Genomic DNA, 19,706 nt, shown 5'->3' with positions numbered 1-19,706 from the left:
CGGTCAGAACAGGTCCGGCGTCACCGGCGGCACGTCGTCGAGGAAGTCGCTCACCATCGGCACCAGAAGCTCGTTCGCACCCGAGACGCCGATGTGCGACATCGCCGGCAGCACGACCAGCCGAGCGGACGGAACGTCCTGCAGGACACCTGTCGCCGCCGCCTGCTCGTCTCCCCCACCGCGCAGCGTGAACATCTGCACCGCATGTTCGAGCGTCACACCGTCTGCGTCCCCGACGATGACCATCGTCTTCGCCGGGATCGAGCGCATCGCCTCGTCGCTGATGTCCTGGTCGTCGATGTTCAACACCTTCATCTTCTCGAGGTAGGCCTCGAATCTCGTGGCGTCGGGGGTGTGCTCCCAGAACATCTTCTCGACCGACGTCCCGGCGAACGCGTCGGCGCCCAGTGTGGCGATCGATTCACCCACCACCGGATACCAGCCGTCCCGGCGAAAGGTCGCCGACATCGAAACCAGCTTGTTGACAAGAGATCCGTGCCGGACGGCGAGTTGCAGCGCGACCCCGCCACCCTGCGAATAGCCCATCACGTCCGCGCGCTCGACGTGCAGAGCACGTAACAACGCCGCGGCGTCGTCGCCGAACTGCTCGTAGGACATGGGGCGCGGCGTGTCGGCGGTGCGGCCGTGGCCCTGCTGGTCGAACACGATCACGGCGCGGTCGCGCGCGAACGCCTCCGCCCACACCGTCATCGAGTCGGTGGCCATGAACGCGCCGGGGATCAACAGCAGCGGCACCTCCCCGGCGCGGAGCTCGCCGTAGATCTCGTAGTAAAGGTTCAGCCCGTTGATCGGTAGGTACCCTCCGCGCGCAGACGTCCTCGTCATCACCACTCCATTCTCGTGTGTGGTCCTGTTTCATGGCAGACACGTCCGGCACCGAGAAGTCATCGCCGAGCCTGATCGGGCCGAAGTGAAACGCCGCCGCGGGGCGGCCGTCGGACGGAGGTCCGTGCGTCTGTACCGTGACCACGGTGAACTCACTTCGCATGCCTTCTTCTGTTGCGGTCGCCACCTGTGCCGCGTCGCTGGTCATGACGCTCGCCGCGTGCGGTTCCGACACGGAGACGTCGTCGACGAGTTCGTCGCCGAGCACCTCCGCGATGGCCGACCTGCTCCCGCCCTCGGCGCCGGTCACGCCGGCGGCGGCCAGCACCTGCCCCACCGCCGCGCCCCCGGCCGGCGGCGCACCCGAGTGGACGTTCCCGGGCGCCACCGGCAGCGTCTCGGTCACCGGATCCACTGATGCGGCGGCGCCCTCGGTCGAGGTGCAGCCCCCGTTCAGCGTGACCGAGACCCAGGTGCAGACGCTGAAGGCCGGCGACGGCCCGGTCGTGGCGGACACCGCGGCGGTCACCGTCTGCTATATGGGGGTCAACGGACGAGACGGCTCGGTGTTCGACAACAGCTACGAACGCGGTGAACCGGTGGACTTCCCGCTCGACGGCGTGGTTCCGGGCTTCCAGAAGGCCATCGCCGGACAGAAGGTGGGCTCCACCGTCGCGGTGGCGATGACCTCCGCCGACGGCTACCCCGAGGGTCAGCCCGCCGCGGGCATCCAGCCCGGCGACTCACTCGTCTTCGCGATCAAGATCCTCGACGCCTCGGGATAGCGGCGTTCACTCCGAGTAGGTCCATGCTCGGTCGGCGTTCCCCCCGCGGAGGCGGCGTCAACCCACCTCCAGCGGGACGGCCATCTCCCTGCCGCCGCCGCGGGCGGCGCCGATCCCGGCGGCGACCACCGCGGCGATGCCGAGAACGCCCGCGACTCCCGGCTCCTGGTCGAGCAGCAGGAATCCGACGACCATCGCGAACGCCGGCTCCAAACTCATCAATGTGCCGAATGCGGCCGTCGTCAACCTGCGCAGGGCCAACAACTCCAGGACGTAGGGCACCACCGGCAGCAGCACCGCCATGCCGAGCCCGATCAACAGCAGTTGCGGGGTCATCCGTTCGAAGACCGCGGTGCTCACGAACAGGCTCGACACCACCCCGGCAACGGGCATCGACACCGCGAGCCCGTTCATCCCGGCCACCTCGTCGCCGACCCGCTGAGTGAGCAGGATGTAGATCGCCCAGCAGATTCCGGCGGCGATCGCCAGCAGCGCACCCTTGAGATCGATGCCGCCGTCGAACGGCTGACACAGCAGCACCACCCCGATCGCGGCGAGGCCGGGCCACACCACCCGGTGGCGGCCCCTGCCGTGCATGACCGCGACGGCCAGCGGGCCGAGGAACTCCAAGGCCGTGGCGGTGCCGAGCGAAATGCGGTCCAGGGACGCCATGAAGAACAGCGTGATCGCCGCGGTCACACATCCCAGCACGACGCACATGCCGAAGGTCCGCCAGGTGAACGCCGACGGCCGCGGGCGGACTACCACGAGGAGCAGCACACCGGCCCACGCCAGCCGCAGCCAGGCGGTGCCGTCCGAGCCGATCCGATCGATGAGGCCGACGGCGACGGCCATCCCCATCTGAACCGAGACCTGCGCGGTGATGGCCATCAGGACGCCGCTGCGGGCCTGGTCTGCGGTCACCACTGCATCTAACTGATCATGGTGCAATGCTGTCTGCCGGTTAACGATAGCCGGATAACGTGTAGCACATTGCTACACTCGTAGCATCCTGCTACGAAAGGTGTGCCATGGCTGACGTCGCCGACCGCGTGACCCGTGTCGCCGCGGATCTCATCGAGAGCGCGGCGGCTGAGGGCGCACGCCAGAGCCGTTCGGCCAAACAACAACTCGACCACTGGGCCCGCGTCGGCCGGGCCGTCTCGAGCCACCACACCGCTGCGCGCCGCCGCGTCGAAGCGGCACTGGCGGGAGAGGCCGATCTCACCACGCTCAGTCACGAAGAGGGCGTGGTCTTCAACGCCGAGATCTCCGCGGCGATCGAGGAGCAACTGGCCGGCGCCGACTACGGTGAACTGCTGGCCGGCCGCGGCATCACCACTGTCGCCCTCGACGACGCCGGGCGGATCGTCGAATACCGGCCCGACGGCACGTCCGTCGTCCTCGACGACCCCTCGGCCTGACCCGGCCGCGCAGGATGCGCCGACTCGACCTCGTCATCGGACCGAACGGGGCCGGCAAGTCCACTTTCGTCGCGTTCACCCTGGCCCCGCTGCTGCCGGGCAGCCCGTTCGTCAACGCCGACGAGATCGCCCGGCAGCGCTGGCCCGACGACGCGGAGCGCCACTCCTACGAGGCCGCGCGGATCGCCGCCGCCACGCGAACCGCCCTGATCGATGCGGGCCGCTCCTTCATCGCCGAGACGGTGTTCTCCCATCCCTCCAAACTGGACCTCATCGCGGAAGCGCACGACCGCGATTTCACCGTCGTTCTGCACGTCCTGCTGATCCCGGAGGATCTGGCGGTCGAACGCGTCAGACACCGGGTGCTCGCCGGCGGCCACCGCGTCGCCGAAGACAAGATTCGCGAACGCCACCGCCGGCTGTGGGACCACGCGGTGCAGGCCATCGGCTCCTGCGACAGCGCAACCGTCTACGACAACAGCCGCCGCCAAGGCCCGCGCATCGTCGCGCAGTTCGCCGGCGGCGAGTCGATCGGGTCTCCGGCGTGGCCGCAGTGGGCGCCGGCGGTGCTGACGCGAAAGCGGTGACCACCATCCACCCGTGCCCGTCATTACGATTGCCGACATGGCCGACGACCTGCTTATCGGTGACGTCCCCTTCACCCACGACCCCTGGGTGGCCAGGCGGGACCGGTACGCCACGATGCCGTACCGGCGGGTGGGCACCTCCGGGCTGCTGCTGCCGGCGATCTCGCTGGGCCTCTGGTACAACTTCGGCGACAACCGGCCCTTCGACGTGCAACGCGAGGTGTTGCGGTACGCGTTCGACCGCGGCATCACCCATTTCGACCTCGCCAACAACTACGGCCCGCCGTACGGGTCGGCCGAGGAGAACTTCGGTCGCATGCTGCGCCAGGACTTCAAGCCGTACCGCAACGAGCTCATCATCTCCACGAAGGCCGGCTGGGACATGTGGCCGGGGCCGTACGGTCAGCTGGGCGGGCGGGCCTACCTGCTCGCCAGCCTCGACGAATCGCTCGATCGTCTCGGCCTCGACCACGTCGACATCTTCTACTCGCACCGCATCGATCCGACGACCCCGCTCGACGAGACCATCGGCGCACTCGACACCGCGGTGCGCGCAGGCAAGACCCGCTATGTCGGCATCTCGTCGTACTCGGCCGCCAAGACCGCCGAAGCGGCCGCGATCGCGCAACGTCTCGGCACTCCCCTGGTGATCCACCAGCCGTCGTACTCGCTGTTGAACCGGTGGATCGAAGGTGACCTCACCGCGCAACTCGGCAAGGCGGGGATGGGTGCGATCGCGTTCACCGCGTTGGCGCAGGGCCTGCTCACCGACCGCTACCTGCAGGCGCCGCCCGCCGACGTCGACCGCGCCACGAGCCGCCCCTCCTTCGACGACGAGCTGGTCACCGACCAGGTGCGCGAGCAGTTGCGCGGCCTCGCCGGCATCGCCGAGCGCCGTGGGCAGACGCTGGCCCAACTCGCGCTGGCGTGGGTGCTGCGCGACCCCACCGTCGCGTCGACCCTCGTCGGCGCGTCGAGCGTCGCGCAGTTGGAGGAGAACCTCGGAGCGCTCGACAACCTCGACTTCACGGCGGACGAATTGGCCGAGATCGACCGGTACGCCACCGAATCCGGGATCGACCTCTGGCGGGAGAGCTCCGATGTCTAGCGGGCTGGCATGGATTCGACCCGCATAGACCGCTGGCTCTGGGCGGTCCGGCTGACCAAGACGCGGCCGGACGCCGCGGCGGCGTGCCGGGGCGGGCACGTCCGGGTCAACGACCGGCCCGCGAAACCGTCGACGACGGTGGCTCCCGGCGACCAGGTGCGTGCGCTGGTCGGTGACCGGACGCGGATCGTCGAGGTCGTGCGGGTGATCCAGAAGCGGGTGGGCGCCGCCGACGCGGTGACCTGCTACCTGGACCGGTCGCCGCCCGTGCCGCGGACCACCGAGGTCCCGGTGGCGGTCCGCGACCGCGGCGCGGGACGGCCGACGAAACGGGACCGCCGCAGGCTCGACAGGTGGCTCTCGGGACAGTGAGCGCGCGCTCGGTCGGAAACTAGGGTGCAGGCATGACCCTCGTCACCTATGACGTCGCCGACCACGTCGCCACCATCACGCTGAACCGGCCCGAGGCCCGCAACGCCATCAACGGAGCGCTGCGCGAAGACCTCAACGCCGCCTGGAACCGGTTCCGGGAGGACGAGGACGCCTGGGTCGGCATCCTCACCGCGAACGGAGACGTCTTCTGCGCGGGAGGTGACCTCAAGGACGGCGAAGGGTCCGTGGGCACCTTCGCCGGAACGTTCTGGGAGAAGCCGACGATCAACTCCTTCGAAAGCGGGATGGAGTTGTTCAAGCCGACGATCGCGGCCGTGCACGGGCCGTGCGTCGGCTACGGCGTGACCGGAGTGTTGTTCTGCGACTTCGTGATCGCGAGCACCGACGCGACGTTCTCATTTCCCGAGGTGTCGCTCGGGGTGCCGACCATCGTCGGTGCGATCCGGCTGCCCGAGCGGGTGCGCTGGGCCGATGCGATGGAGCTCCTGCTCACGGGTAAACCGATGACCGCGCAGCGGGCCAAGGAGATCGGGCTCGTCTGGCGGCTGGTCGAGCCGGCCGACCTGCAATCCGAGGCGCAGGCCTGGGCCCGCACCCTGACCGAGGCGGCGCCGCTGGCTCAGCGGGCGACCAAGGAGGTGGCGTGGCGCACCGCGAACATGGGGTGGATCGAGGCCGTCCGGTTCGGGGAGACCATGCGCAAGGTCGCCGCGGCCACCGAGGACGTGGGCGAAGGCATCCAGGCGTGGCGCGACAAGCGCAAGCCCCGGTGGCGAGCCCGCTGACGCCAAGGCTCAGAACGCGTAGCGGATCCGGCAGTCCGGCAGTCGGTCGCCGATCAGGTCGGTGAGCTCCTGCACCCACCTGCCCTTCCACGGGCTCTTGTAGCGGACGTTCCACTGGCCGCTCTGGCTGCGTTTGAGCTGCTGGAGGTCGGGCCGCCACAGCAGCTCCTCCCCCTTCGGGTGCCAGCCGAGATTCACGTCGTGCAGCCCCTCGTTGTGCGTCAGGAAGATGATCTCCGCCGCCAACTGCCGTTTGGTGCGATCGGTGGTCTGGTCGGCGATCTGATCGAGCAGATCCGCCCAGTCGGCCAGCCAGTTCTCGTGCACGATCACCGGGCTGAAGTTCAGGTGCACCTCGTAGCCGGCCTCGACGAAATCGTCGATCGCCGCGATGCGGTCGGCGATCTTCGAGGTCCGGACGTCGACCTGACGTGAGGTCTCGGCAGGCATCAGGCTGAAGCGCACCCGGGTGCCGCCGCGGGGCTCGTAGGTCAGCAGGTCGCGGTTGACGAGTTTGGTCGCGAAACTGGCCTTGGCGTTGGGAATCCGTCCGAACAGGTCAACCAGGTCGCGCACGTTGTCGGACACCAGCGCATCGGCCGAACAGTCGCTGTTCTCGCCGATGTCGTACACCCAGTCGACCGGATCGCACTGGTTGGGTTCGGGTTTGACGCCCTGGCGGGCGGCGTGCCGCTCGAGGTAACCGGTGATCTTCTCGATGTTGGCGAACACGGTGATCGGATTCGCGTACCCCTTGCGCCGCGGGACGTAGCAGTAGGAGCACGCCATCGCGCACCCGTTGGCGGTCGACGGCGCGATCCAGTCGCTGGACCGTTCGTTGCGGCGGGCGCTGAGGCTCTTCTTCTCACCGAGGACGAGCACCTCGCGCTTGTTGCGCACCCAGTCCTCGACATTGCCTTCGTTGCCGTACAACCCCGGGATCGCCTGATGGGAGAGCACCTCGATGCGCTCGGCGTCGGGGTAGCGCTCCAACACCGCGCGGGCACGCGGGAACCGCTCGATGTCGGGCTCGTGATAGATGCGCCTGATGTCGAGGAGCCGGTCGGACAGGTCGGCCGGCGTCCGGTGGGCAGGGTCGCCGCCGCCCAGAAGGGACGTCATGGCCCGTTCAACGTGTGTGTGACAGCCGCTGTTCCTCCGCCCGCGTGTGACCTGGGCGACTTGATCGGAGAGGATCGGCAGATGATCCCGCCGCGTCCCACGATCCCGGCTCTGCTGGCGCAGAGCGTCCGCGATTTCGGTGACCAGACCTACGTGGTCAGCCCGACCGGGCGGCTCACCTACCGTGACGCCGAGCAGCGCTCGGCGGATATCGCCCGCCGATTGCTCCATCAGGGCATCGGCAAGGGCGTGCGGGTGGGCCTGTTCTTCCCCAACGGGGTGGAGTGGATCGTGTGGTGGCTGGCGGTCTCGCGCATCGGGGCGCTGGCCGTGCCGCTGAGCACGATGTACACCCCGGCCGAACTGGCCAAGGTGGTGCGGCTGGCCGACGTCGCGATGGTGGTCGGCCCGTCGGAGGTTCTCGGCACCGACGTCGCCGACCGATTCGAGGCCGCCTTCCCGGCGCTGTCCGGTCAGCCGGCCGGCCGGCTCGCGCTGACGCAGGCGCCCTACCTGCGCACTATCGTGCTGACCGGCGGGACCGATCGCTCGTGGGTGAGCGCTCACGGCGTCGCGCCGGAGGCGCAGGTGCCCCGGGAGGTACTGGCCGCCGTCGAGGACGAGGTGTCGCCGGCGGACCTGGCGGTGATGGTGCACACCTCTGGATCGACGGCCGACCCGAAGGGTGTGCTGCACACCCACGGCACCGTGGTCCGGCAGACGTCCGGGTGGCCGGCCGCGGTGCGCGCTGTCACCAAATCCGAAGGGGCCGTGCGCATCCTGTGCGCCATGCCGTTCTTCTGGATCGGTGGCCTGCTGGCGGCGACCGGTGCGCTGCACGAACCGGTCACCGTGCTGGTGTTGCCACGTCTCGACGCGGAGACCGCGCTCGACCTGATCGAGCGCGAACGGGCGACCGGGCTGGTCGGATGGCCGGCGTTCACGCAGCGGTTGCGCGACCACCCCTCCTTCGCCACCCGGGACCTGCGCAGCGCACCGATGCTGCGCGACGGTCCCCTCGACATCGCGATGGTCGACGTCCCGGACGGCTACCCCGTCCACCGGACGATGTCGGAGACCGCAGGGGGGTTCGCGTTCACCGAGATGACGATCGTCGACGACGAGGGTCGGCCGGTTGACGACGGCACCGTCGGCGAACTCCTCGTCCGGGGCGTCGGCGTGATGGCCGGCTACAACAAACGCGAACGCGCGGAGACCTTCGACGCCGACGGCTGGTACCACACCGGCGACCGGGTCTACCGCAGAAACGGAGACCCGCGCCTGTTCTACGTCGGCCGGACCAGCGAGCTGATCAAGGCCTCAGGCGCGAACGTCTCGCCCCTGGAAGTGGAGGCGGTCGTCGAGCAGTTCCCCGATGTGGCGCAGTGCGTGGTCGTCGGTGTCGACGACCCCGAACGGGGCGAACAGGTGTGCGCGGCCGTCGTCCCCGCGCGAGACGGCATCGATGTCGCCGACCTGTCGGCCCGGGTGCGCGCTGAGCTCTCGTCGTACAAGGTGCCCACCCGCTGGGCTGTCGTCACGGCCGACCAACTGCCCGTCCTGGCGAGCGGCAAGCTCAACCGCAGGGCGGTCAAGGAGATGCTCAGCGAGGGCGCGCCGGCCTCGGTGACACCGGGACCCGCCTAGCGCTCGTGCGGTGCGGGCGGGGCCGCTCCCCCGTCTTCGGGCTGGAACTCGGCGGACCCGTCGTCTTCGGTGGCGTCGACGTGGTCCCCGGCTTCAGGCATGTCAGGTGCGGTCACGGTGGCTGGCTACCCGATGTGCGGCGCGGTCAATCGCCCGCGGGCTCCGGCTTCGGGTCGGCGTGGGAGTCGGCCGGGGACCCGGCGTGGGAGTCGGCGTCAGAATGCTTGCGGCCGAACGGCAGGACGTGCACGACGGCCACCACCACGGCGCCGACGATCAGGCCGATCACCGCCGATGCCGCGGTGTTGACCAGCCAGGCCAGCACACCGCCGGCCACACCGGTGGCATGGTGCACGGACTCCTCGGCGTGGTGCACCAGCCCGTACAGGGTGTGCCATCCCAACTCGTCGGTGCCGACGAGCAGGATGTGGCCGCCGACCCAGAGCATCGCGACCGTGCCGATCAGCGACAGGGCGGCGAGCAGCTTGGGCATCCCGGCGACCAGGCCGCGCCCCACCGACTGCGCGATCCGCGACGTGCGTTGCGTGAGCCGCAGCCCGATGTCGTCCATCTTGACGATGCCCGCCACCACGCCGTACACCGCGGCGGTGATCACCAGCGCGACGACCACCAGGATGATCAGCCGCGGCCAGAAGGACTCGGAGGCCACCTCGTTGAGCGCGATCACCATGATCTCGGCGGACAGGATGAAGTCGGTGCGGATGGCGCCGGTGACCATGTACTTCTCGGCGTCCTCCCCCGCCTCGGTCACCGGGACGGCATGGGTGTCGTGACCGCGGATGCGCCCCCACACCTTCTCGGCTCCCTCGAAGCACAGATAGGTGGCGCCCAGCATCAGGATGGGGGTGAGCAGCCACGGCACGAACTGGCTGAGCAGCAACGCCGCCGGCAGGATGAACACCAGCTTGTTGCGGAGCGAGCCGATCGCGATGCGCTTGATGATGGGCAGTTCCCGCTCGGCGGCGATCCCGTGCACGTACTGCGGGGTGACCGCGGTGTCGTCGACGACGACGCCCGCGGCCTTGGCCGTGGCACGGCCGGCGGCAGCACCGATGTCGTCCACCGATGCCGCGGCCATGCGCGCGAGCACCGCGACGTCGTCGAGCAGTCCGAACAGCCCCGCGCTCATCGCATCTCCTCCATGGCGCGAGGGTACCCGCAGAACCCGGTCCGACTCCTCCGCGGTTCCGCGTCAGGCGGCGACGAAACGCCGGCGGTAGTCGCCCAGCCGACGGGCCACCTCGTCGACGTCGAGGCCGAGGTCGGCCGGGCGGTGGAGGACGCCGCCGTGCATGCCGCGTGGGTGATCGGCCCGAAACCGGGCCATCGCGCCCCGGGCACGATCGTCGAACGGCTGGCCGGCGCGTTCGTAGATCAATGCCAGCGTGGCCTCCTCGTCGGCCATGAAGTCGTCGAACCGGATGTCGACGGACCGCTCGGCGGGTAGCGCGTCGCGGTCGCGCACACAGGCGGTGAGCAGGTCCGCCGACCGCTCGACCCAGTACCGGGTGAGCGCCACCGGGTCCGGACGCTCGCACGACATGCGTGCGGCGTAGCAGATCATCGTCGCCATCGACTGGATGACCTCGGTCGGATCACGGTGCGTCAGAACGAAAGTCGCGTCGGGGAACGTCGCCGCCAGCGTCGGGAACTGTTCGAGGTGTTGCGGGGACTTGAGCACCCACCGGGTCCCGCCGCCCTGCCACTGCAGGGCCTGCAGGGTGCGCCGGAGGTGGGCGTAGGACGGCGACTGGTCGTGCGCCTTGTAGTGGTCGGCGAAGCGCGGGACGTGAAAGGTCGTCTCGAACAGCATGCCGCCGATGTCGTTGGCCAGCAGCTGGATCTCTTCGTGGGCGTGGTCGACGGTCATGTCGTGCATCCGCCGGAATTCCGGCATCACCGTGTGGACCAGTTCGAGGCCGGCCGCGCACCGCTCCCGCCTGCCCTGCGGGCCCTCCCCCGGCGGGGGCACGGGTTCGAGGCTCTCCCAGTAGGGCAGGTACCGGATCGCCGGGTCGGCGGCGATCATGTTGTGCAGGTGGGTGGTCCCCGTGCGGGGCAGGCCGCAGATGATGATCGGCCGTTCGATGCGGACGTCGAGGATCTCGGGGTTCCGCGTGATCAGGTCCTGCAGCCGCAGCCGGTTCACCAGGTGCTGCGCCAACTGCTCGAAAGCCAGTGCGCGGCCGACGTCGGACAGCGACGCCTCGGAGTTCAGCGACGCGCACAGCACCTGCAGCCGGTCGCGGAACCCGAGGTCGCCGAAGTCGGTCAGACCCGAGCGGTCCACTGCCGTCGCCTGCAGCGCCTCCGGGGACAGGTCGAGGGCGGCGCCGTAGGCGGCCAACCCCTCCCGCATCGGCCGTGCCGCCTCCGGATAGACGGGAGCGGCGAGGTCGTCCAGCGCGATCGGCGCCGGACGCGCGACGCGGGCGGTCATCTCGAGATCTCCGCGAGGTCGACCACCCGGCACCGCGGCCGCGCCGGTGTCTCCTCGGGCAGGAACCAGCGCAGCCAGATCAACCCGGTACGCCGCCCCGCGGTCGACACCCAGTTCGGGTGTCCGGGATCGCGGTCGGCGATCACGATCTGCCACGACCCGTCCGGTTCGTAGGTGAGTTGCGCGCCGTTGAGGGTGACCCGTTCGTAGGTGTAGTCGTAGGTGTGCAGGAACGGGTTCCACAGGCACAGATTCCAGAACACGCACTGCGGTGACGTGCCCTCCACGACGAGCGCCTGATCGGGTCCCAGCTCGTAGGCTCCCATGGCGTAGGCCGCGTCGGCCGCCGACCAGCCGTAGGCGTGCTGCGGCACGGGGAACGGCTCGAGGATCTCGTTCGGCGGCTCGATCCGCGTCGGCAGGAACGAACACTGTTCCCGAATCCAGGTGCGGGCGGCGCGCATTCGCCGCGTCAGATCCTCGGCGTCGTCGAGGCGCCGGGCGGGCGGATCGATGCTCTGGATCGTCCACTGCGTGCGCCGCCCGGTCTGCGGCGCGGTGAGATAGTCGCGCGTCAGCGCGGTCACCGCATCGTCGTCGAGTTTGAGCCATGTGCCCGGCTGCGGTTGCGGGCTCATCGTGAACTCGAAGTTGCCGTCGGCGTCGAACTCCAGGTCGCGGTCGTTGAGCGTGCCGACGATCCGGTTGCTGTACCGGCCGTCGTCCGGGCCGCCGTACACGGTGATCGACAGGTATACCGCGTCACCACGGTTGCCGCGCACCCGGTAGGTGCGGCGGGGGTCGACGGGCGCGATCTGATAGAACGCGTCGGAGTTGTCGCCGCCCCACTTGAGGTAGGGCCCGATCACGTCGACGAACCGGGGGTTGTCCTTGTCGCCCCAGACGTAGGCGTCGACCGCCACCCGCAGGAGGCTGAAGGTGAGTCGGTAGCCGTCGAGCAGGTCGGCGTCGTCGAGTGGTGGATCCGTTGTGAGCAACTTGTCCTCGACGGCACGCAGTTCGTCGAGCAGTTCCCCGAACGCCGTCGACAGGTCGGGGTGGCGTCGATCAGCCTGGGTCATCTCGGTTCTCTTCTCTGTCGGGTGCTCCCTGGGTGACCAGGAAGCAGAGATGGGCGACGAATGCGTCGATGCCGGAGTCGCTGATGTCCCGGACGTACACGGCGTAGAAGGTGCTGCCGATCACGGTGTCGTACAACGATTCCGCGTCCATGCCCGCGGCGACGGCGCCCTGACGGACACCGTCGCGGACCAGCGCGGTGAACCGGTCCTGGGTCGCCTCGTCGAGCAGTTGCTGGGCCTTGATCCGCAACTCGGGAGACCCGTGGCGTTCGGCGAGGATTCCCAGAGCGGCGGCGTAGACCACGGGTTCGCGCCAGAACTCGACCACGGCCCGCAGGAACCGGCGCAGGTCGGCGACGAAATCGCCGGTGCGGGTGAAGATCTCGTCCGACGAGTCGGTCTGGAAGGCGGCATCGAAGACGATGTGGGCTTTTGACGGCCAACGGCGGTAGACGGTGGGCCGGCTGACACCGGCCTCCCGCGCCACGGCGTCGACGGTCACCTGGTCGTAGCCGTCTCGAGCCAGGATCCGCCGTGTGGCCTCGAGGATGTCCGACCGGGTGCGCGGGTCACGGCGGCGCCCGCGCGAAGGGGTGGCCGCCGCAACGGCGCCCTTGGGGTCTCCCACAGCGCAAATCGTTACACGGTGTCACGTAAATATGTCCGGAACGCGGAAGCCGGGGTCCCGGAAATTTGAGAAGTGAAACACTCCGGTGCGCAGCGGCGATGATCAATCGGAATTGACGCCGCCGACGACAAGGGGATTCGGTCGATGAGATCCAAGACGAGCGCTGCCGCACACGTGGGCCGGATCGGCGCTCTCGCCGTCGCTTTGGGCGTGGGCGCCGCCGTGACACTCGGCAACGGTGTCGCCGCGGCGGACCCGGGTGGGTCGACCTCGTCGTCGGAATCCTCGTCGTCGCCGTCCGGGGAGTCGTCCCCGGCGGCGGATTCGCCTTCCCCGGCGTCCGAGCGCGACCAGGAGGCGGCCACGGACGACGACGAGGGCGAGGAGACCGCCGACGACGACTCCGCTCTCGAGGACGAGGCGGCGCCGGACGAGGACAGCGCCGAGGACGAGGACGAGGACACGGTCGAGGACGAGCACGAGGTCGACGAGGACACGGTCGAGGACGAGCCCACCGACGAGACCGGGACCGCATCCGGCACGAGCCGGCCCGCCTCGTCGTCGGACCGGGACGACGAACCGGCGGTCGAACCGGCCGACGAGACCACCGCCGTGACCGAGACCGAGGACCTCGAGCGGCCCCCGGCCGTCGAGACCCCGGTCGAACCGGGCACGGAGCCCGCGGTCCTCCCACCGCTCGAGGCTGATCCGGCCGACGACGTCCTGCGCACCGACTCGCCGCGCACCGCTGCCGCCCCGGTGTCCGCGAGGGCCGCCGCGCCGTCGCCGCCGCCGCTGCCGTCGGCCCCGCCGGACCTGCCCAAGGCGTTCTCCGCACTGCTCGCCGCCGTCGGTCTGGCGCCGCTGATCGCCAACCTCCCGGCCGCGCCCGCGCCCCCGCCGGCGTTGTGGGCGCTGCTGGCCTCGGCGCGGCGGGAGTTCGAGCGCGCGTTCACTCGACCGGTCATCACCGCTCCCGCGCAGTCGACCATCGTCGCCGCCGCCGCGGTCACCCCCTACCCCACCACGCTGCCGTCCGTGAACAAGGGCTGGGTGACGGGCAAGGTGCCCAACAACTTCGGGATCGGTGGCACCGACCTGGGCATCATGTGGGACGGCGGTGTCCGGCTGGGTGAGCGCTTCGTGCACGTCGCGTTCGGCGATACGTTCAAGAATGCGACCATGACCGGGGACTGGCGGTCCAACGTGCTGCTGGTCAGCACCGACCAGAACCTGACCGACGGTCTGCAACTGGTCCAGACCGGATATGCCGGACGGTTCATCGGCCCCTTCCGCGGCCGGCTCGGGCTCTTCGGCTCGGAGGTGACCCAGATCCCGACCTCCGGCATCCAGATCGACGGCAGGCAGTTCGTGAACTTCATGTCGGTGAAATCCTGGGATACCCCGGGCCGTTGGACCACCAACTACTCGGCCGTCTCCGTGTACGACCCGCTCACCGACACGTGGGTCCTGGCACCGTCGACGATCCGCTCCGCGGGCTGGTTCCGGTCGGCCACGCGCTACGTCCCGGGCAGTCAGAACTTCCAGCAGGCGGCCTACGTCCTGCAACCCGAGGAGCAGGTCGGCGAGGACGGCGTCCGCTACCTCTACGCGTTCGGCACCCCGTCGGGCCGGGCCGGATCGGCTTACGTCTCCCGGGTGGCCGAGGGTTCGGTGACCGATCTGTCGAAGTACGAGTACTGGGACGGGTCGAAGTGGGTCCGCAACCGGCCGGCGGTCGCCGCGCCGATCATCGGTGACTCGAAGCGGTCCACCGGACTGTTCGGCTTCGTCGTCGACTGGGCCAACGATCCCAACGTGTTCGGCGGCTACCTCGGCGGGCTGTTCGGCGCCAAGACCGGTGGCAACGTCAGCGAGATGTCGGTCCAGTACAACGAATACCTGGGCAAGTACATCGTGCTCTACGGCGACGGCGACAACAACATCCGTCTGCGGACCGCGGACAGTCCGGAGGGTCCGTGGTCGGCACCGGTCACCGTCGCGACCTCGAAGCAGTATCCGGGCCTGTACGCGCCGATGATCCATCCCTGGTCGGGGACAGGCGATCTCAAGGACGAGAACAACGAGCCCGACCTGAACAACCTGTACTGGAACATGTCGCTGTGGGGTGACTACAACGTCGTGCTGATGCAGACCGACCTGTCACCGCTCAAAGCGGTGTACGTCTGAGCTCTGCTGTTTCAGTCGATGTAGCGCACCAGATACGGCGCCATGTTGTTGGTGCGCACCGGCGAGACCTGCACGACGGGGGTGGTGGCCTCGACCATCCGGCCGCCGCCGATGAACATCGCGACGCTCTGGGTTCCGTTGGGCCCGTAGAAGATCAGGTCGCCGGGCAGCGCCTGCGACGGCAGCACCTTGCGGCCGGCCAGGTACTGGTCGCGGGAGGTCCGCGGGATCTTGAGCCCGGCGCCGGCGAAGGCGTAGACCATGAGACCCGAGGCGTCGAAACCGACGACCTGGGGCTTCGGCGGCTCGGGCAGGGTGAGGGCCGGCGCCGCACCGGGCAGGCCGGCGATCGGGATGGCACCGGTGGTGCCGTCGACCGGGATCAGCCCCGGCGGTGGCGCGGCCGGCGCGGGAGCGCTGGGTCCCGCCGGGTTGCCCAGCGTCGGACCCGCGGTGTTGCCGCCGCCGTAGGCGAACGGGACGCCACGCTGTGACAGCGCACGGGCGACCACCAGGTCGACGGCTTGTTGGTTGCGGGTCGGAAGCGGGAAGAGTTCCGCGTTCGCGGTGCCCGCAGTCGCCAACGACAGCGCGACACAGATGACGACGGCGTAGATGCGCCTCATCTCACATTCACCTCTCGACCGATTCGACCCGACGGTGGGCAATTCCCACCAGCATCACTTGTACCTCTAGTAACACGCTTCGTTCCATCTCCGACCGCTCACCGGGGCGAAGAGATGCAGGAGTGAGACACAACGGTGACCGAGCGGGGTCGAGGCGTGTGAGCCGGTGGAGACGGGGTACGCGGTGGCCGACGACGAACCGATGACGGGAGCCGAACGCACCGATGACAGCGATACCGCCAGACCCGGATCCGGCGCAGACGCCGGACCTCGAACCCGGCGGCGGGGTGACGCCGGGAGCGACGCCGCCCGACTCGGATCAGGTGTCGGGCGTCGGGAAGGTCGAGGAGAATCCCCGGCACCGCGTCACCGCGGGGTCGGTCACCACGATCGTCGCGGTCGCGGTGTTCGCGCTGATCTTCCTGGCCATCGCGGTCGTGATGGTGCTCAACATGACCGGCGTCATCGACTGATCCGGGCAGGAATCGCAGTACATACGCCGGTGTTGAACCACAGACGATGACGTCGACGACTGCTGCTGCGACCCCCCGGACCCCGACGCTGTGGACGCCCGCCCGGGTGCTGGTGACCCGTTCGGCCGCCGACCTCCCCCACGGCGCCGAGATCATCGCACGGTGCGAGGCCGCCGGGGTCGAGGACATCACCGTGCTGCCCGGTGACCGCCTGCCCTCTCTCGGCGCCGACACCGACCGCGCCGCGTACGCGCTGGCCAAGCGGACTCTCGCCGTGGTGGTCGCCCCGCCGAGCAAGCGTCGCCTCCAGCCGATTCCCCCGAGCGCCGACTGGCGCATCGATCTGGCGCAGGGCTGCCCCGGGCACTGCCAGTACTGCTACCTCGCCGGGTCGCTGGCCGGTCCGCCCATCACCCGGGTGTATGCGAACCTGCCCGACATCCTCGCCGAGATGGACGACCACGTCGGGCGCGGCACCATCACATCGTCATCGGCGGAACGGTCCGGCGAGGGCACCACGTTCGAGGCGTCCTGCTACACCGACCCGTTGGCGCTCGAACACCTGACCGGTTCGCTGTCGGCGACGATCGCCCACGTCGGCACCCACGACTGGTCCGGGCCGGTCGGACTGCGCTTCACCACGAAATACGACAACGTGGGCCCGCTGCTCGACCTGCCGCACGCCCGCCGCACCCGGGTCCGGGTGTCGGTCAACGCCGACGAGATCGCCGGCCGCTTCGAGGGCGGGACGGCGCGATCACCGCAACGTGTGGCCGCACTGCGGGCGCTCGCACAGGCCGGATACCGCGTCGGCCTTACCATCGCGCCGATCATGCCGGTCCCGCAGTGGCGCGAGCAGTACGGCGCGCTGCTGCGCGACGTGGCGCACGCCGTCGGCGACATCGACGACCTCGACCTCACCGTCGAGTGCATCACCCACCGGTTCACCGCGAGCAGCAAAGAGGTGCTGACCGGCTGGTATCCGCGCACCAAGCTGGACATGGACGAGGCGGCCCGGACGCGCAAGTTCGGCAAGTACGGTTCGGCGAAGTACGTCTACCCGAAGGACGTCATGGCCGAACTGCGGTCGTGGTTCGAATCCGAGCTCGCCGAGACGCTGCCGGCCGCGCGGACGCTGTACTGGACCTGACCGGCTCGCTCGCGGAAAGGTTTGTCGGTCAACTCTTTTCGTCGACAGCCACGGTCGGTTCCCCGACCTTGACGAGCATCTTGCCGATGTTGGCCCCGGCGAACAGCCCGTTGAGCGCGGCCACGCACGCGCCGATCCCGTCGACGACGTGCTCGCGGTGGACGAGCAGCCCCTGCTCGTCCCACCGGTGCAGCGCGGCGAACGCCTCCTCGAACCGACCCCACTGGTCGAGTGCGTTGAACCCCTGCATGAGAGCGGTCCGCGACAGCAGGTTGACGTAGTTGGCCGGACCGGGGTGTTCCCCGGTGAGATAGCTCGAGATCACCCCGCACAGCACCACGCGGGCGTTCCGGGCCAGCCTTCCGAGCACCGCGTCGAGGACGGAGCCGCCGACGTTGTCGAAGTACACGTCGACGCCCTTCGGGCAGTGCTCCCGCAGGGCCGCGGCCAGATCCTCGCCGCGGTAGTCGATGCACGCGTCGAACCCGAAGTCCTCGACCACCGCGCGACACTTGTGCGGACCCCCGGCGATGCCCACCACGCGCGCACCGGCGATCTTGGCGATCTGACCCGCCACCGAACCGGTCGCGCCCGCCGCCGCCGACACCACGACGGTCTCCCCCGGTCGCGGCCGCCCGATGTCGGTCATCCCGAAGTACGCGGTCGCGCCGGTCGGCCCGTACACCGACATCACCGCCCGCTGATCCACCTTCTCCCGCCCCGGGATCGGCGTACTGAACAGATCGTCGCGGATAATCACGTACTCCTGGAACCCGGACAGCGTCGTGACGACGTCGCCGACGGTGAAGGCGTCACACCGGGACTTCACGACCTCCCCGATACCCGCCGCGCGGATGACCTCACCGAGTCCCACCGGGGGCAGGTAGCCGCGCTGGTCGTTGAGCCACGTGCGGATCGCCGCGTCGATGCCCACGTATGTGGTGCGCAACAGCGCCTCGCCGTCGGCGGGCTCCGGCGCCGGCGACTCGATCAGCTCGGTGTCGCCGGGTTCGACCGGGCCCACCGGGCGGCGGCGCAACACGATCTGGCGGTTCATCAGGTCCGGCACGTGCCCGAACCTACGGCACCGCACCGGGTTTCGGGCCGAGACTCCGTACAATCGCGGCGGTGAACGTGGTCGCCCTGCACACCGCCAAAGCCCGTCGGCTGCCCGTCCGGGCGGTCGATGAGCTCGTCGCCGAGGCGGGTAAGGGACTGGTCGGTGACCGCTACCACGGCACCCGGCACCGACACGTCTCCATCCAGTCCGCGGAACTCGTCGACCTCGCCGCCCGCGACCTCGGACGCGACGTCGACTACGGGGCGACCCGGCGGAACATCACCGTCGACGCCGGCGCCATCCCCACCCGGCCCGGCACCCGGGTGACCATCGGCGAGGTCGAGCTCGAAGTGGTGCGCATCCTCGCGCCGTGCCGGTTGCTCGACGACGACATCGGCGCCGGCGCGGCCGCGGCGCTGCGCGGGCGCGCGGGCTCGGCGTGCCGGATCCTGCGCTCGGGCACGATCCGCATCGGCGATCCGGTGGTCATCGCCGCCCCGCCTGCCGCGGACTGAAGCCCGTTCAGCGGCGCCGTTCGCGCACCCGGTACGTCGCGGGCCACGACTGCCGGGACTCGTCGCCCACCAGCGGGGTGCCCTTACCGCCGACGCGCACGTCGTAGGCCTCGTGTCCGGGACCGACCTCGCGGTTGACGTGTTCCTGGGCCAGGTAATACAACTCGTCGATCGCCGCCTCGCTGTAGGCCACGAACGTCGTCTTCCTCGTGATGTCGCCCGCACCGGCGGTCATCCGCTCCGGCAGCACGCGCGAGGCGAGCGCGCCGGCGGCGACGAGGAGGAACGGGATGAGCCAGTAGAAGACGAACGTCACCGGGGTGTCGGTGTCAAGGATCGACGCGTCGCTGCGGATCAGCGGCGGCACCGCCGACGACACCGCCATGGCCGCGAACACACCCACCCAGATCCAGGTGAGTCGTACGGTGATCTGCTCGAACAGGTCGGTGTCGATGATCTCCTTGGGTTGCCCCGCCGCGGCGAACTCGCGCACGAAGGGACGTTTGATCAGCACGCCCACCAGCGCGGTGACGAAGATCCCCACGAAGCTCAGCGGCGCGAACCAGCGCTCCGCGAACGAATCGCTCAGCACGAGCGTGAGCACGGTCAGGACGGCGAAGGTGGCCACCGCACCGATGTCCAGCGTCCGGCCGGGGGCGTGCCGCGCGGGGCCGAGCATCAACGCGGCGACGGCGACCACCAGAGCCGCCACGGCCGCCACGAGGAACGGCACGTTGCCCATCAGGATCCAGTACACAACCCACGGCGCGAAACCCAAGACGATGCCCACGGGCGGTCAGTCTATGGGCTTACCGTGAGACCGA

General features: G+C 69.5%; 21 protein-coding genes. 11 read left to right on the top strand and 10 right to left on the bottom strand.

Annotated features, from left to right (window positions below; genetic code table 11):
• Window positions 1-3: 3 nt before the first annotated feature.
• Window positions 4-846 carry an alpha/beta fold hydrolase gene (locus AU196_RS02195; protein WP_059093569.1) on the bottom strand — a complete coding sequence of 281 codons (843 nt, stop codon included), beginning with the start codon at window positions 844-846 and terminating at the stop codon, window positions 4-6.
• A gap of 146 nt (window positions 847-992) precedes the next feature.
• On the opposite strand from AU196_RS02195, the gene AU196_RS02190 reads away from it, so the two are divergent.
• On the top strand, window positions 993-1,631 hold the full coding sequence (locus AU196_RS02190) for an FKBP-type peptidyl-prolyl cis-trans isomerase (protein WP_231737290.1): 639 nt from the start codon (window positions 993-995) through the stop codon (window positions 1,629-1,631).
• Between the two features lie 57 nt (window positions 1,632-1,688).
• On the opposite strand, the gene AU196_RS02185 is transcribed toward AU196_RS02190, so the two are convergent.
• Window positions 1,689-2,555 (bottom strand): EamA family transporter, encoded by an 867-nt coding sequence (locus tag AU196_RS02185; protein WP_197415682.1) that lies wholly within the window; start codon window positions 2,553-2,555, stop codon window positions 1,689-1,691.
• Between the two features lie 107 nt (window positions 2,556-2,662).
• Between AU196_RS02185 and AU196_RS02180 the strand changes: the two genes are divergently transcribed.
• Genes AU196_RS02180 through AU196_RS02160 form a run of 5 tightly spaced genes read left to right on the top strand, consistent with a single transcriptional unit; the run spans window position 2,663 to window position 5,928 of the window.
• A complete protein-coding gene (locus AU196_RS02180; protein WP_059093447.1) occupies window positions 2,663-3,055 on the top strand; it encodes a TA system antitoxin ParD family protein in 393 nt (130 codons plus the stop codon).
• A 14-nt stretch (window positions 3,056-3,069) separates the two neighbouring features.
• Entirely contained in the window at window positions 3,070-3,642 is a 573-nt protein-coding gene (locus AU196_RS02175; protein WP_059093446.1) for an ATPase, read from the top strand.
• A 37-nt stretch (window positions 3,643-3,679) separates the two neighbouring features.
• On the top strand, window positions 3,680-4,750 hold the full coding sequence (locus AU196_RS02170; protein WP_059093445.1) for an aldo/keto reductase: 1,071 nt from the start codon (window positions 3,680-3,682) through the stop codon (window positions 4,748-4,750).
• Window positions 4,751-4,759: 9 nt separating this feature from the next.
• Entirely contained in the window at window positions 4,760-5,122 is a 363-nt protein-coding gene (locus AU196_RS02165; RefSeq protein ID WP_059093444.1) for an RNA-binding S4 domain-containing protein, read from the top strand.
• Between the two features lie 32 nt (window positions 5,123-5,154).
• Window positions 5,155-5,928, top strand: a complete 774-nt coding sequence (locus AU196_RS02160; RefSeq protein ID WP_059093443.1) for an enoyl-CoA hydratase/isomerase family protein — start codon at window positions 5,155-5,157, stop codon at window positions 5,926-5,928.
• A 9-nt stretch (window positions 5,929-5,937) separates the two neighbouring features.
• Here the strand turns inward: AU196_RS02160 and AU196_RS02155 are convergent, their stop codons facing one another.
• The gene (locus AU196_RS02155) at window positions 5,938-7,050 is read right to left on the bottom strand and encodes a spore photoproduct lyase family protein (RefSeq protein WP_059093442.1); all 1,113 of its coding nucleotides are present in this window, start codon (window positions 7,048-7,050) and stop codon (window positions 5,938-5,940) included.
• Between the two features lie 81 nt (window positions 7,051-7,131).
• Here AU196_RS02155 and AU196_RS02150 point away from each other — a divergent pair, with 81 nt between their 5' ends.
• A complete protein-coding gene (locus tag AU196_RS02150; protein WP_059093441.1) occupies window positions 7,132-8,697 on the top strand; it encodes a class I adenylate-forming enzyme family protein in 1,566 nt (521 codons plus the stop codon).
• 145 nt (window positions 8,698-8,842) lie between these two features.
• Here AU196_RS02150 and AU196_RS02145 read toward each other — a convergent pair whose 3' ends face one another.
• The 4 genes from AU196_RS02145 to AU196_RS02130 all read right to left on the bottom strand — a co-directional run bounded on the left by AU196_RS02145 (window position 8,843) and on the right by AU196_RS02130 (window position 12,868).
• Complete coding sequence (locus tag AU196_RS02145) at window positions 8,843-9,847, bottom strand: DUF808 domain-containing protein (protein WP_059093440.1); 1,005 nt, start codon at window positions 9,845-9,847, stop codon at window positions 8,843-8,845.
• A gap of 63 nt (window positions 9,848-9,910) precedes the next feature.
• The gene (locus AU196_RS02140) at window positions 9,911-11,158 is read right to left on the bottom strand and encodes a sulfotransferase family protein (protein ID WP_059093439.1); all 1,248 of its coding nucleotides are present in this window, start codon (window positions 11,156-11,158) and stop codon (window positions 9,911-9,913) included.
• Complete coding sequence (locus AU196_RS02135; protein ID WP_059093438.1) at window positions 11,155-12,240, bottom strand: DUF1214 domain-containing protein; 1,086 nt, start codon at window positions 12,238-12,240, stop codon at window positions 11,155-11,157. Before AU196_RS02135 ends, AU196_RS02140 begins: the two co-directional genes overlap by 4 nt.
• Entirely contained in the window at window positions 12,227-12,868 is a 642-nt protein-coding gene (locus AU196_RS02130; RefSeq protein WP_059093437.1) for a TetR/AcrR family transcriptional regulator, read from the bottom strand. The genes AU196_RS02135 and AU196_RS02130 overlap by 14 nt, the downstream gene beginning before the upstream one ends.
• Window positions 12,869-13,012: 144 nt before the next feature.
• On the opposite strand from AU196_RS02130, the gene AU196_RS02125 reads away from it, so the two are divergent.
• Window positions 13,013-15,058, top strand: a complete 2,046-nt coding sequence (locus AU196_RS02125) for a glycoside hydrolase family 183 protein (protein WP_059093436.1) — start codon at window positions 13,013-13,015, stop codon at window positions 15,056-15,058.
• Window positions 15,059-15,069: 11 nt separating this feature from the next.
• On the opposite strand, the gene ripD is transcribed toward AU196_RS02125, so the two are convergent.
• The gene (gene ripD / locus AU196_RS02120) at window positions 15,070-15,684 is read right to left on the bottom strand and encodes an NlpC/P60 family peptidoglycan-binding protein RipD (RefSeq protein ID WP_059093435.1); all 615 of its coding nucleotides are present in this window, start codon (window positions 15,682-15,684) and stop codon (window positions 15,070-15,072) included.
• A 224-nt stretch (window positions 15,685-15,908) separates the two neighbouring features.
• Here ripD and AU196_RS02115 point away from each other — a divergent pair, with 224 nt between their 5' ends.
• On the top strand, window positions 15,909-16,157 hold the full coding sequence (locus tag AU196_RS02115) for a DUF6480 family protein (protein ID WP_059093434.1): 249 nt from the start codon (window positions 15,909-15,911) through the stop codon (window positions 16,155-16,157).
• Between the two features lie 46 nt (window positions 16,158-16,203).
• Complete coding sequence (locus tag AU196_RS02110; protein WP_059093433.1) at window positions 16,204-17,307, top strand: spore photoproduct lyase family protein; 1,104 nt, start codon at window positions 16,204-16,206, stop codon at window positions 17,305-17,307.
• Window positions 17,308-17,335: 28 nt separating this feature from the next.
• Here the strand turns inward: AU196_RS02110 and AU196_RS02105 are convergent, their stop codons facing one another.
• Window positions 17,336-18,376, bottom strand: a complete 1,041-nt coding sequence (locus AU196_RS02105) for an NADP-dependent oxidoreductase (protein WP_157545970.1) — start codon at window positions 18,374-18,376, stop codon at window positions 17,336-17,338.
• 59 nt (window positions 18,377-18,435) lie between these two features.
• Between AU196_RS02105 and AU196_RS02100 the strand changes: the two genes are divergently transcribed.
• Complete coding sequence (locus tag AU196_RS02100) at window positions 18,436-18,882, top strand: MOSC domain-containing protein (RefSeq protein ID WP_059093432.1); 447 nt, start codon at window positions 18,436-18,438, stop codon at window positions 18,880-18,882.
• Window positions 18,883-18,889: 7 nt separating this feature from the next.
• On the opposite strand, the gene AU196_RS02095 is transcribed toward AU196_RS02100, so the two are convergent.
• A complete protein-coding gene (locus tag AU196_RS02095; protein WP_059093431.1) occupies window positions 18,890-19,672 on the bottom strand; it encodes a hypothetical protein in 783 nt (260 codons plus the stop codon).
• Window positions 19,673-19,706: the final 34 nt, after the last annotated feature.

The organism is Mycobacterium sp. IS-1742, assembly GCF_001500125.1.
Lineage (GTDB): Bacteria > Actinomycetota > Actinomycetes > Mycobacteriales > Mycobacteriaceae > Mycobacterium.
This window is presented reverse-complemented; position numbering and strand designations above follow the sequence as displayed.